Origin of the sequence: Saccharopolyspora sp. 6V (assembly GCF_020176785.1) — a bacterium.
Lineage (GTDB): Bacteria > Actinomycetota > Actinomycetes > Mycobacteriales > Pseudonocardiaceae > Saccharopolyspora_C > Saccharopolyspora_C gregorii.
The window spans coordinates 16618-28676 of record NZ_JAIUKB010000119.1 but is presented as its reverse complement, the minus strand read 5'-3'; the positions used below and the strand labels follow the sequence as shown (position 1 = coordinate 28676).

10 protein-coding genes are annotated in these 12059 nt (G+C 73.1%); 6 read left to right on the top strand and 4 right to left on the bottom strand.

The annotated features are described in order from the left end of the window. Window positions 1-111 precede the first annotated feature (111 nt). Entirely contained in the window at window positions 112-1302 is a 1191-nt protein-coding gene (locus tag LCD35_RS22215; protein ID WP_224962876.1) for an FAD-dependent monooxygenase, read from the bottom strand. Continuing rightward, entirely contained in the window at window positions 1299-1895 is a 597-nt protein-coding gene (locus LCD35_RS22210; RefSeq protein WP_224962874.1) for a hypothetical protein, read from the bottom strand. The genes LCD35_RS22215 and LCD35_RS22210 overlap by 4 nt, the downstream gene beginning before the upstream one ends. A 483-nt stretch (window positions 1896-2378) precedes the next feature. Here LCD35_RS22210 and LCD35_RS22205 point away from each other — a divergent pair, with 483 nt between their 5' ends. The 3 genes from LCD35_RS22205 to LCD35_RS22195 all read left to right on the top strand — a co-directional run bounded on the left by LCD35_RS22205 (window position 2379) and on the right by LCD35_RS22195 (window position 5349). Then, window positions 2379-2723: a helix-turn-helix transcriptional regulator gene (locus LCD35_RS22205; RefSeq protein ID WP_224962872.1), complete on the top strand. Its 345-nt coding sequence runs from the start codon at window positions 2379-2381 to the stop codon at window positions 2721-2723. Next, entirely contained in the window at window positions 2713-3363 is a 651-nt protein-coding gene (locus LCD35_RS22200; RefSeq protein WP_224962870.1) for a cation transporter, read from the top strand. The genes LCD35_RS22205 and LCD35_RS22200 overlap by 11 nt, the downstream gene beginning before the upstream one ends. A gap of 501 nt (window positions 3364-3864) precedes the next feature. Continuing rightward, on the top strand, window positions 3865-5349 hold the full coding sequence (locus LCD35_RS22195) for an MDR family MFS transporter (protein ID WP_224962868.1): 1485 nt from the start codon (window positions 3865-3867) through the stop codon (window positions 5347-5349). A 108-nt stretch (window positions 5350-5457) separates the two neighbouring features. On the opposite strand, the gene LCD35_RS22190 is transcribed toward LCD35_RS22195, so the two are convergent. Beyond that, a complete protein-coding gene (locus tag LCD35_RS22190; RefSeq protein ID WP_225044767.1) occupies window positions 5458-5673 on the bottom strand; it encodes a hypothetical protein in 216 nt (71 codons plus the stop codon). A 165-nt stretch (window positions 5674-5838) separates the two neighbouring features. On the opposite strand from LCD35_RS22190, the gene LCD35_RS22185 reads away from it, so the two are divergent. From LCD35_RS22185 to LCD35_RS22175, 3 genes are all read left to right on the top strand, one after another. Continuing rightward, a complete protein-coding gene (locus LCD35_RS22185) occupies window positions 5839-6690 on the top strand; it encodes a helix-turn-helix transcriptional regulator (RefSeq protein WP_224962683.1) in 852 nt (283 codons plus the stop codon). Beyond that, a complete protein-coding gene (locus LCD35_RS22180; RefSeq protein ID WP_224962681.1) occupies window positions 6672-6863 on the top strand; it encodes a DUF397 domain-containing protein in 192 nt (63 codons plus the stop codon). Before LCD35_RS22185 ends, LCD35_RS22180 begins: the two co-directional genes overlap by 19 nt. Window positions 6864-7055: 192 nt before the next feature. Further along, window positions 7056-8510: a glycosyltransferase family 39 protein gene (locus tag LCD35_RS22175; protein ID WP_224978370.1), complete on the top strand. Its 1455-nt coding sequence runs from the start codon at window positions 7056-7058 to the stop codon at window positions 8508-8510. 393 nt (window positions 8511-8903) lie between these two features. Here LCD35_RS22175 and LCD35_RS22170 read toward each other — a convergent pair whose 3' ends face one another. Beyond that, window positions 8904-12056 carry an arabinosyltransferase domain-containing protein gene (locus LCD35_RS22170; protein ID WP_224962677.1) on the bottom strand — a complete coding sequence of 1051 codons (3153 nt, stop codon included), beginning with the start codon at window positions 12054-12056 and terminating at the stop codon, window positions 8904-8906. Window positions 12057-12059: the final 3 nt, after the last annotated feature.

Genomic DNA, 12059 nt, shown 5'->3' with positions numbered 1-12059 from the left:
AGTCGAACTGCCTGCCCGCCTCGTACGGTTCGAACCCGGCGGCGGCGAGCGCGGCGAACGCCTCGTCCTTGCTCGCCCCCGGCCCCCCGGGCCCCCCCCCCCGCGGCGGATTCAGGCCGGTCGGTGCGGCGCGGGGGTGAGCTCACCGGAGCCGACGTACTCGCGGGCGAACCGCTCCGCCTCGGGGTTGTTCCCGGCGAGCCACCGGACCCGGTTGCGGCGGGAGTCCAGCTCGGCCGCGGCGTCGGTGGCGTCCGGGGGCAGGTGCAGCAGCTGCAGCAGTTCCTCGGAGAACGCGAGCGTGTGCTCGGCCTGCACCCGCCGCCGCTCGCCGTACCCGTCCAGCGCGGTCGGATCGTCGTCGCGGTAGCGCCGCACGAGGGAGCCTGCGAGGTCGGCGGCGTCGGCGATGGCGAGGTTCATGCCCTTGGCACCGGAGGGGGTCAGCACGTGCGCGGCGTCCCCGGCCAGGAACGCCCGCCCCCGCTGCAGCACACCCGCGATGCCGCTGCGCATCCGCAGGACGTCGGCTTCTCGGATGCGGACGATGCCCGGGCGGCCGGAGTCGGTGCCCAGCCGCCGGTCCAGCTCGTCGCGCATCCGCGCGGTGCTCCAGCGGGCGATGTCCTCATCCGCGGGGACCTGCAGGTACAGCCGCCCGAGCGCGCCCGCGCGCGGCATCATGCCCGCGAAACCGTCCGGGTGGATCGCGTACCGGATGCCTTCGACGGGCGCGGTGAGGTGGGCGAGCATCGTCAGCCAGTCGTAGGGGTACCGCCGCTGCACGTTGCCGCCGGTGCCGTCGGGGAAGGAACGGGCGACGACGCTGCGCGCGCCGTCGCAGCCGACCACGTAGTCGCTCTCGACCTCGAATCCGGCGCCGCGCAGCCGCGGGCGGCGTCCGGTGAGGTCCACGTCCAGCACCGGCCGCTGGAACCGCGGGGTGCGGTCGAGCGCGGCGAGCAGGTCCTGGACCAGCAGCTGCTGCGGGTAGATCCAATGCCGGTCGCCGCCGGAGAGCGCCGCGTAGTCCAGCCGGAACGGTTCGCCGTGGACGACGACGTCGCACCAGCCGTGCCGGGTGGCGCGGGCGAGCAGCCCGTCGGCGAGGCCCCAGCGGCGCAGGTGGTCGACGACGCGGTGTTCGACGAGCCCGGCGCGCGGCGAGTTCTCGACGTGCGCCCGGGAGTGCTGCTCGAACACCTGCGCGTCGATCCCGGACCGCTGCAGGACGTTCGCGAGCACCAGGCCCGCGGGCCCGGCTCCGACGATCGCGACCTGGGTGTGCTGCACGTCGGTCATCGGGTCGCTCCCGGGGTCGTGCGGTCGGCGGGGACGAATTCGGGGTTGAACAGTTCGCTGATGGCCACGGCCGGGGTGTCCTGGTGCCAGATCAGGTAGGTCTTGAAGGCCGCGGGCGGTCGTCCCGGGTCGGGGTGCCAGGCGCGGCGACCGACGTGCAGCACGGTGCGCCGGAACCCGGTTCCCGCGGCGTGCAGGGCGAGGCCGAGCGGGGCGGTGCCGTCGGTGAGGCACCGTTCGGCGCCGGGGACGTCGGTGCGCGCCACGACCTGGTTGCTGGCGAGCACCCGGCCGTCGACGGCGGCCGTCGTGGAGCGCCGGACGATGAGTTCGTCCTGCGCGGTGACCCGCAGCAGGTCGGCGGCGCCGGTCGGGGCCGCGTCGGCGGGAACCCGGTCGTGCCGGGCGTCGCGGACGTGGGTGCGCAGGCCGGTGGCCGATTCCAGCAGCGTGGTGGTGAGGCCGTCGCTGCTGAGCAGCATCCGCGTGATCGGGGACGCGAACAGGGCGGCGTCAGCTGGATTCGCCGCGGTTCGGGTGAGGGCGAAGGGGTTCTCGTGCAGGACGAGCGGCCCGTTGTCGAGAAATGTCATTGTGCCTTGAGAGGATCGTCCCTGGATGCGATGCCGCGCGGATGCGGAATCGGGTCTCGGGTGGCCCGCTTCCGTTCCTGTTCCAGAGGAGTGAATGTGATCGTCCGGGACTTTAGCATGATCAACTTCGACGTTTCACCGGCCTTGATCATGGTCGTGACCAGTGGTGATGTTATTCGACATGAATCACGATAGCCGAAATGGCGCATTTGCCCCCGTGTTCCGCCGGGTGTCGCAATGGCGGTCCGGAAGGGTGTTGCTGTGCTTTCAGGGTAGTCCCTTGAGCCTCTTGGTGGATCGGCTTTCCGACGACCCTCGAAAATTCATCGGATGTGATCTCCTTTCCCGCTCAAGGAAGATTTTGCGCGTCATCCGAGGTGTCGCTGATGTCGCCGGGAGCCGCTTTCCGGTCCGGCGGCGGACCGTTCCCGCCGCGCGGGGCGCGCCTTCCGATGCGTCATCATCCGCTGTACTGTTCAGTGCATGCTGACGAGTGAGGCGAGGGAAGCGGCGCTCGCCCGGGTGGGGAAGGCGCTCGCCGACCCGACCCGGTGCCGGTTGCTGGTGGCGCTGCTGGACGGGCCCGGTTACCCGGGCAGGCTGGCAGCCGAGCTGGGGCTGTCCCGGTCGAACGTGTCCAACCACCTGGGGTGCCTGCGCGGCTGCGGCCTGGTGGTGGCGTCCCTGGAGGGGCGGCAGACGCGCTACGAGCTGGCCGATCCGCACCTGGCCGCCGCGCTCGCCGAACTGGTGCAGGTCGTGCTCGCGGTGGAGCGGTCGCAACCGTGCTTGAACGACGACCCGGAGGCGGTGCGCGATGAGTGCTGAGGCGGAGTGCTGCGCGGGCTGCTCGGCGACCGCGGCACCCCCGGCCCCGGCGCGGCGGTCCCTGCTGCAGCGGCGGATCCGCTGGCTGGTCGCCGCGACGATCACTTACAACGTGGTCGAAGCGGTCGTCGCGATCACCGCGGGGTCCCGGGCGTCCTCGGTGGCGCTGATCGGGTTCGGCCTGGATTCGGCCATCGAGGTCACCTCGGCCGCCGCGGTCGCCTGGCAGTTCAGCGCGCGCGATCCGGAGTCGCGGGAACGGGTGGCGCTGCGCGTCATCGCCGGGTCGTTCTTCGCGCTGGCCGGCTACGTCTCGGTGGAGGCGGTGCGCGGGCTGCTCGGCGGGGTGGCGGCGGAGCACTCCGCGGTCGGGCTGGTGCTGGCGGCGGTGAGCCTCGTACTGATGCCGGGGCTGTCGTACGCGCAGCGCAGGGCCGGGCGCGAACTGGGCTCGGCGACCGCGGTGGCCGACTCGAAGCAAACCCTGCTGTGCACCTACTTGTCCGCCGTGCTGCTGGCCGGGTTGCTGCTCAACGCGCTGTTCGGCTGGTACTGGGCGGATCCGCTGGCCGCGCTGGTGATCGCGGCCGTGGCGGTGAAGGAGGGGCGGCAGGCCTGGCGGGGCGAGCACTGCTGCTGAACCGCCGGTTCCGGGGTGCGTGCACCGGCGGGTGGACCGAGCCGCCCGCGTTCGCCTGGAGTGCGGCCCGCCGCCGACCGGAATAGATCGGGCGAACGGTCCGTTCACCTCACGACGTGGCGGGCACGTCGGGTGATCAGGAAGGGCAGGCGAGGGAACGCTCTTCCCTGATGGGGTGGCCGATGTCGGGAGCGGGCGGCTGAAGCGGAGCGGCGCGTGCGCGCCGGTGCAGCGGACGTCACCGAAGAATTCAGCGGCCGCACCCGAACGGGCCCTCTAGACTGGTGCGGCTGGGCGTCCGCGGTGCTGCCGGGACGCGCGGCCCGTGCGCGGGGGCGCACGACCTGGGGGAAGTGCCGAGGCCACCGGTTCGCGGGAGCGTTTCGGCGGCATCGCGACACCTGATCCTTCGAACCCGCTCCGACGGCGCACCGCCGCGGGACGGCACCCGGTCCCGCCGCGCCGGTGGACCGACCGAGTTCTGCGAGAGGTATTGGAACCATGACCGACTCCACGGGGACCGTGGACGCGGGGACCGAGCGCGAAGCGGCACCGCCGCGGGCGAACGTGCTGTTGAGCGTGCTCGTCGTCTCCGCGTTCGTGATGATCCTCAACGAGACGATCCTGAGCGTCGCGCTGCGCGACCTCACCGTCGACCTCGACGTCTCCACCACGACGGTGCAGTGGCTGACCAGCGGGTTCCTGCTGACGATGGCGGTGGTCATCCCGATCACCGGCTTCCTCCTGGAGCGGTTCACGCCACGGCAGATCTTCCTGGCCTCGCTGACGATGTTCAGCGTCGGCACCCTGCTCAGCGCGCTGGCGCCCGGTTTCGCGGTGCTGCTGGTGGGCCGCGTGGTGCAGGCCTGCGGTACCGCGGTGATGATGCCGCTGCTGATGACCTCGGTGATGCGGCTGGTGCCCGTCGCCAAGCGCGGCGCCACGATGGGCACGATCACCATCGTGATCGCGGTGGCCCCGGCGGTGGGGCCGACGATCGGTGGTGCGGTGCTGGCTTCGCTGAGCTGGCGCTGGATGTTCCTGCTGGTGCTGCCGCTGTCGCTGATCGCCCTGGTGATCGGCGCGGTCTGGATGCGGCTGGACGACGAGACGCGGCGGGTGCCGCTGGACGTGCTCTCGGTGGTGCTGTCGGCGGCCGGTTTCGGCGGCCTGCTCTACGGGTTGTCCTCCATCGGCGAGTCCGGCGGCGGGGGCGGCTCGGTGTCGCTGTGGCTGCCGCTGCTGGTGGGCGTGCTGGCGCTGACCGCGTTCGTGCTGCGCCAGCTGCGGTTGCAGCGCGAGGACCGGGCGCTGCTGGACCTGCGCCCGTTCGGCCTGCGCTCCTTCGTGGTGGCGCTGGTGCTGACGGCGCTGCTGTTCATGTGCCTGCTGGGCGCGGGCGCGATCATGCTGCCGCTGTACCTGCAGACCGTGTTGGGTGCGAGCACCTTCACCAGCGGACTGGCGGTGCTGCCCGGCGGGCTCGTGCTCGGGTTGCTCGGACGCCCGGTGGGCCGGTTGTTCGACCGGTTCGGCGCGCGGCGGCTGGTGATCCCGGGTGCGGGCGCGATGGCGGTGGCGCTGTGGCTGTTCGCCTCGCTGGACGCGCAGTCCTCGATGGTGTCGGTGATCGCGATCCACGTGCTGATGATGGCCGGTCTGGGCCTGATGATGACGCCGCTGATGACCGAGTCGCTGAGCGCGCTGCCGGACCACCTGCACTCGCACGGCAGCGCGATCCTCGCGACGTTGCAGCAGGTGGCGGGCGCGTTCGGCACCGCGGTGTTCGTGACCGTCGCGTCCGTGGGCAGCGCGGTGCCCTCCGGTCCGCCGGACGCCTCCGGGTTGCGGACGGCGTTCGTGGTGGCCGGGGTGATCGGCGTGCTCGCCTTCGGCACCTCGCTGTTCGTGCGGTCGAGCGCCCGGCCCGCCGACGAGTCCGGTTCGGTGCCCTTCGGAGAGGAACCGGTGCGCGCGGGCCACTGACGCAGGCGACGACTCGGCGCGCCCTGCCCGCCTCCCGCGCGCGGGACCGCGGCGGTGGGAGGCGTCCCGGACCGGTGCGCGGGGGAGGGGTCGCACCGGCCGGGAGGCTCACGATCGAGGGTCGGGCTCCTGGACGAGGAGGTGTGCGGGTGCGCGCGCCGGATCGTCGGCGCAGGCGACCAGCGCCGGTCCGGTCACCCAGATCTCCAGTCCGCCGTCGCAGACCACCTCGCGCACCGTTCTGCCCGCCACGGCACCGGACGCCCCCGCCAGCGCGTCCGCTTTTCCTTCGAACACCCGATCGGGCGTTTTCCGCTGCGACAAAGCCGTTCCTCCGAATAGACGCGGATGCGGTGCGACAGAATCGGATTCGCGCCATTCCGGCGTTCCCGCGATCCCGTCCCGCACAAGGGTGTCCGGTTGCACATCGGGACCACCAGAGCGCCGATCGCGTGATCGAGGAGAACAGCGACGACAGGTAGGTGTTGCATGGTCGCCACCGCAGGTACGCCCCGGGCCAGGGCTCTTTCCGCCGCGCTGCGCGATGCGCGGGAAACGCGCGGAGTGGGCCTCCGGGTGTTAGCGCGGCAACTCGAGATCTCGCACACCCAGATCTCGCACTGGGAGACCGGGCACCGGGTCCCCGGCGTCGAGGTGGTCGCGATGATCCTCGCCGCGCTGCGGGTGTCGCCGGGGGAGCGGGAACGCATCCTCGACCTCGCCCGCAACCTCGGCGAGCCGAGCTGGCTCACCGTCGGGATCTCCGGCATCCCGCAGCAGCTGGCGGGCGCGATCGAGTGCGAACGCGCGGCTTCGGCGATCGTGGAGTGGTCGCCGATGGTCGTGCCGGGCCTGCTGCAAATCCGGGACTACAGCAGGGCGATCCTGGAGAAGGTCGATCTGCCCGCGGCGGACTTCGACACCCGCGTGCTGGTGCGTGCCGGTCGAGGCGACGTGCTGCTGCGGCACGATCCGCCGCGATTCGAGGCGTTGATCAGCGAGGCGGTGGTGCACGAGCCCGTCGGTTCCGCACACGTCATGCAGGCGCAGCTCGCTCACCTCGTGGTGATGGCAGCGAAGTCGAACGTCACCATCCGTGTCGTGCCGCTGCGGGTCGGCTGGCACCCCGGTTGGTCGGGTCCGTTCGTGGTCTACGAGTTCCCCGCCGCCCCGGCCGTCGTCCATTTCGAGCACTACAGTTCCGGCGCGTTCGTGCCGGTCGAACACGATGTCAAGGAATACCGCACCGCCTCGCAGCGCATTCGCGACGTGGCCCTCGGTGCGGCCGACTCGCTAGACTATCTCGCGAAGGCTCTCCGGGAATGGGAGGTACGTCCGTGAGTGGGATCGTGTGGCGGAAGTCGAGCCGTTCCAATCCGAACGGGAATTGTGTCGAGTTGTCGAATCCGCGGGGACTGATCCGGGATTCGAAGGATCCGCGTGGTCCGGTGTTGCGGGTGGATGTGGCGGGTTTCGTGGCTTCGGTCAAGCGCGGCCGCTTCGACCCGAGCTGACACCCCCGGCCGGTGCCGTCGAGCCGTGGTGCGGCCGGCCGGGCCGTGCCGGCCCCGCGACCGTGCCGAGCCCCGTGCCGGTGCCGGGACGCCCGTGTGTGACTCCGGTTCGAGGGTGCCGCCGCGGCACGGTGTTCACTGATCTCCGGATCGTGCGAGCGGGCCGGATCGCGAGCGGAGGAGTGGGCGCCGATGGAACTGCACCGCCCGGCGTGGCGGCCGATCGCGCTCATCGCCGGGGTCGTCGCCCTCGCGCACCTGGGCGTGGCGGCCGTGCCGCGCCGCTGGTTCGACGAGGACCTGGTGGTCGCGATCGGCCGTCACCACCTGGACTGGGGCGCGGTGGACCAGCCGCCGCTCACCCCGCTGCTGGCGCGGCTCGCGGACGCGATCGCTCCGGGGAACCCGGTGGTGCTCGCGGTTCCGGCGGTGCTGGCCACCGCGGCCGCGGTGGTGCTGACCGCGCTGATGGCCCGGGAGCTCGGCGGCGACGCGCGGGCCCAGGTGCTCGCCGCGCTCGGTTCGGCCACCTGCGTGGCCGCCGCCCAGTTCGGGCACTGGCTGACGCCGTACTCGCTGGAACCCGCGCTGTGGGCGGTGCTGTTCCTGTTGCTGCTGCGGTGGATCCGCACCCGGGACGACCGGCTGCTGCTCCTGCTCGGCGTCGCCGCCGGGATCACCGCGCAGACCCGGTTCCAGGTGCTGGCGCTGGGCGTCGCGGTGCTCGTCGCGGTCGCCGTGGCCGGGCCGCACGACCTGCTGCGCCGACCCGCGGCCTGGGCGGGCGTCGCGCTCGCGCTGCTGATCACCGCGCCGACGCTGGCCTGGCAGGCCGCCCACGGCTGGCCGCAGGCCGCGATGGGCGCCGTGGTGGCGGCCGAGAACCAGCTGATCTACGGCGGACGGGTGCTGGTGGTGCTGCACGGGCTCGCGGTGATCGGGCCGCTGGCGCTCGGGCTCGCGGGCTGCGGGCTGGTGGCGCTGGTGCGGGACCGGCGGTGGCGGGAGCACCGGTTCCTCGCGGTGGTGTTCGCCGTGCTGTTCACCGCGTTCGCGCTCGCCGCGGGTCGGCACTACTACCCGTTGCCGCTCTACAGCGCCTTCGTCGCGGTCGGCGCGGTCGCGCTGCAGCACCGCCGCGAGGCGGGACGGCGGCGGGCCGCGTGGCCGGTCGTGCTGCTCAGCGCGGTGCTCGCCGCCGGAGCGCTCGGGTTCACCACGGTCATGGCCGCGCCGAGGTTCGCGGACGCGCTGGTCGCGGCGACCGCCCGCGCCTATCGGGACGTCCCGGCCGCCGAGCGGGACCGCACCGCGCTCGGCGCCGGGCCCTACGTGTACGCGACCTACCTGGACACCGCGGCGCCCGAGCTCGGCCTGCCGCCCGCGGTGAGCACGAACCGCGCCTACGGCTGGTTCGCGCCGCCGCCGGAACGACAGGACCGGATGCTGTTCGTCGGAGACCCCGGCCGGTTGCGCGACCGGTTCGCCGCGGCGAACCGGGTGGCGGTGGTGGACGCGCCGACCACGCTGGGCACCTACGGCGGGATGGTTCCGGAGCGCGCCGAGCTCTGGCTCCTCACCGGCCGCACCGACCCCTGGGCGGAGATCTGGCCGGACCTCCGAACCCTCACCCTCGACCCGCCCTGATCCGAACCGCGGAGCCGCACGACCGGTCCGCCGCCGCGCCCGAGCCGCCCGAGCACGACCACCGCCGCCGCGGACAGCGGTCGGATCGAGCCGGCGCGCTCATCGACGAGGACGGGCCGCGCAGTTGTCGATGCACCGGTTCGGCGTGCACCACCAGATCGACGGCGAGGAAGCGCTGTCGGCGGGCCGGAGGTGCTGCACTCGCCGTCCGGTTTCGTCCTCGGGCGCGCGCTCCGGAGGGCGAACGAGCACAAACATCCGAAGTGGACTCAGGCGGTTTTCCGCTGTTGCACGGGGATGCCCGGGGCGGCCGGGGCCGTGCGCCACCGCGCCGACCCCGGCTCCCGCGCCACCTCCGCCCTGGCGGTGATACCGACCGGTTCCGCCCCCGGGCTAGCGCGGCCCCGGCGCCACGTCCGAGCGGGTGTTGGAATCCGGCACGTCTCCGGGCAGCACGACCGGGTTCGGCGTCGGGCCGGGGCTCCACAGGCCCCAGTGGTCCTCCTCGTGGGTGTGCGCGGCCGCCGACGCGGGCAGCGCGTCCGGCTCGTACGGGTGCACCGCGTACAGCGAACCCCAGTCGTTGCCCAGGTCGTTGCGCAGGTACGTCGGCAGCTCCGTCATGCTCGTCGCCACGTTGAGGTACCCGAACGGCCCGCCCGCGTCCGGCGCCGACCAGCCCTGCCCGGTGCCGCGCACGTCCCCGCCACCGGAGACCCGGAACCGAGGCAGCTCGGCGATGCCGTGGTGGATCGAGGTCATGTTCAGGCACGGGTGCACCATCGCCGCCGGCCACTCCACGAACGCCGGAGCGTCGCCCACCACGTCCGTCATCCGGGTCAGCCGCGGCGCGCGGGGAGCGCTGACCGCCAGCCAGCCCTCCTCGCCGAGCGCGCGGTCCTCGGCGACGACCCGCACCCGGGTCGCCTCCGCCGGGGCCGCGACGCGGTGGTCCCGCCAGCGCTGCTCGTCGTCCTGCCCGATCGGATCGCGGCGCAGGATCTCGAAGCCCTCCGGGGTGTCCCGCCCGAACTCCACCGACAGCGAGTTCGCGCCCGAGGTGCGCCCGGCGGAGCTCACCACGATCGGCACCTCGCCGCTGGTGGCGCGCTCCGGCAGGTCGTACCAGCCGGTGCGCAGCTTCCCGGTGCTGGTCGGGGAACCGTAGCTGCCCCACACCGGCGCCTGTTCGCTGCCGAAGCGGTACGGCGGCGTCCACAGCGGCTGCCCGGTGTCGATGTTCCGGGTGTCCGGCAGCCCGCCCCGGACGAATCCGGCGTCGCTGCCGCGCAGGTACTCATCCGGGGTCTCGTCCTCGTCGGTCTTCCCGTCCGGGACCGCGCGCCCGGGCTGTGGCGCCGGGGCGAGGACGCCGGACGCCGGATCGGTCTCGGCGTACACCGAGTCGGACAGCCCGCAGCTCGCCCCGGCCAGCTGGCGCACGTTGTCGGTGGCGAGGTTGTAGGTGTCCCAGCGCTCCGGGATCACCTTCGCCAGCGAGGCCAGCTCGGCGAGCATCAGCAGCGCGCACACGATCGACAGCGGTGCCGTGCCCAGCCGCAGCGCCCGCGACCGGTCCTCGGTCGGTGCCGGGGGGTTCCGGTCGTCGAGCTTGAGGTGCTCGCGCAGCGCCACGCCCAGCGCGATCGCCGCGATGATCAGGAACCCGGTGCTGAACTCGTAGCCCTTGATCGACGGCGGCTTGTCGAACCACGGCACGCCCCAGCCGGAGGCGTACCACCAGGCGTTGGTGCCGGTGAACGTGAACGCCAGCACCACCATCAGTCCGCCGAAGAACACCGCGCGGTTGCGCTTCGACCGCAGCACCGTGCTGCTGGTCGCCAGCGCGGTCAGCGCTGCCACGGCACCGCCGACGGCGGCGAGGATGCCGAAGTGGTGGGTGTGCTTGGTCGGCGTGAGCGCCAGCGCGACGAAGTACAGCCCGGCGACGGTGAGCAGACGCCTGGCCGGCCCGAGCGCGGCACCGCGGATCCGGCCCCGCCGCAGCAGCACCACCGCGCACATCGCCAGGCACAGGATCAGCAGCAGCACCGGGAACCGGCGGGTCAGCGAACCGTCCGGGGACATGCCGAACAGCAGCTCGTAGCGGCTCAGCTCCTGGTACCAGGCCTGCGACGGCCCGATCTCGGAGCGCACCGCCGTGGCGTCGGCGACCGTCTGCAACGACTGGTCCCCGAACGAGGCGACCAGCACCACCAGGCCGGCGGCCGCGACCGGGCTCAGCACCGCCACCCAGCCGAACCGCTCCGCGCGGTCCCGCACCAGGTGCAGCAGCGGTTTCGCGGCGGCCAGGAACGGCAGAACCGCGACCATGCCGTGCGGGTTCACCGCCACCGAGAACGCGGCGACGATCAGCCCGAGCGCGGCGGGCGCCAACCGGCGGGTCGCCACCGCGTACTCCACCGCGCACAGCGCCAGCAGCGCGAGCACCACCACGACCGGTTCCGGGCGCAGCCCGTTGTCGTAGGGCAGCCAGCAGGCGAGGAACACCGCGGCCGCGGCCCACCCGGCGGCGCGGCTGCGGCGGACCCGCTGGCCGAGCCGGGGCAGCACGAACCGGCTGATCAGCACCCAGCTCAGCAGGCCCATCAGCAGCGCGGGCACCCGCAGCCACGGCGTCGCCGTGGACACCGACACCCACAGGGACTGCAGCTCGACGAACCAGCCCATCGGCGCGACCGGGCCGGAGAACCACCGGTAGAAGTCGTTGACGTAGCCGAGGTCACCGCTGACCCGGGCCATCGTGAGGAAGTACCCGTCGTCGGAGGTCATCGCCCCGATCAGCCACCACGCCAGCAGCGCGGCGGCCACCGCGGCGTCGCGCCCGGTGGGCTTCCACCGCCCGCGGCCCAGCCGCACGGGCCGCCGCCCGGCGAGCGCGTCGATCCGGTGCAGCGCCCCGAGCGCCCCGGCGCAGCCGAGCACCGCGAGCACCATCGCCGCGATCTTCAACGGGGTGGGGTGGCTGTCGTAGCGGTCGTCCACCTGCGCGGAGAACGACAGCCCCCGCACGTCGTCGACCGCACCGTCCACATCGGAGTAGATCCCGGTCAGCTGCGGCCGGGCGTCGCCGCCGACGCGGGCGAAGGTCTCGTCGCCCACCGAGGCGGTGGTGGCCCGGCCGTCGGAGTGCACCCGCACGGTGCAGTCCCCGGCGGGCAGCGGCGCGGTGCCGAGCTGCTGGCCCTGCGAGATCAGCCGCAGCTGCCCGTCGTGCACGTCCAGCCGCAGACCGGTGAGATCGCCGTACTCGGCCTTCGGCGGGTTGGTGCTCAGCAGCACCGCAGGGTCCGGACTGCGCTCGTCGAGGCCGCGCGCGGTCGCGCACGGGACCTCCAGGTCCAGCCGGATCGGCTGGTACGCCGACAGCGGTGCGGACACCGCCTGGGTCCCCTGCGGGGTCGGCCAGCGCAGCTCGGTGATCTCGAACCGCACGGGCAGGAACGGCACGAGCACCGCCGCGACCGCACCGATCAGGCCGCAGACCACCGCGATCCACCGCAGTGGTCGTTCCCGTGTGGACACCGG

Bases quoted from the DNA above. Each gene is read 5' to 3' on its own strand.
- LCD35_RS22215 (WP_224962876.1), bottom strand. From the start codon at position 1,302: ATGACCGACGTGCAGCACACCCAGGTCGCGATCGTCGGAGCCGGGCCC.
- LCD35_RS22210 (WP_224962874.1), bottom strand. From the start codon at position 1,895: ATGACATTTCTCGACAACGGGCCGCTCGTCCTGCACGAGAACCCCTTC.
- LCD35_RS22205 (WP_224962872.1), top strand. From the start codon at position 2,379: ATGCTGACGAGTGAGGCGAGGGAAGCGGCGCTCGCCCGGGTGGGGAAG.
- LCD35_RS22200 (WP_224962870.1), top strand. From the start codon at position 2,713: ATGAGTGCTGAGGCGGAGTGCTGCGCGGGCTGCTCGGCGACCGCGGCA.
- LCD35_RS22195 (WP_224962868.1), top strand. From the start codon at position 3,865: ATGACCGACTCCACGGGGACCGTGGACGCGGGGACCGAGCGCGAAGCG.
- LCD35_RS22185 (WP_224962683.1), top strand. From the start codon at position 5,839: ATGGTCGCCACCGCAGGTACGCCCCGGGCCAGGGCTCTTTCCGCCGCG.
- LCD35_RS22180 (WP_224962681.1), top strand. From the start codon at position 6,672: ATGGGAGGTACGTCCGTGAGTGGGATCGTGTGGCGGAAGTCGAGCCGT.
- LCD35_RS22175 (WP_224978370.1), top strand. From the start codon at position 7,056: ATGGAACTGCACCGCCCGGCGTGGCGGCCGATCGCGCTCATCGCCGGG.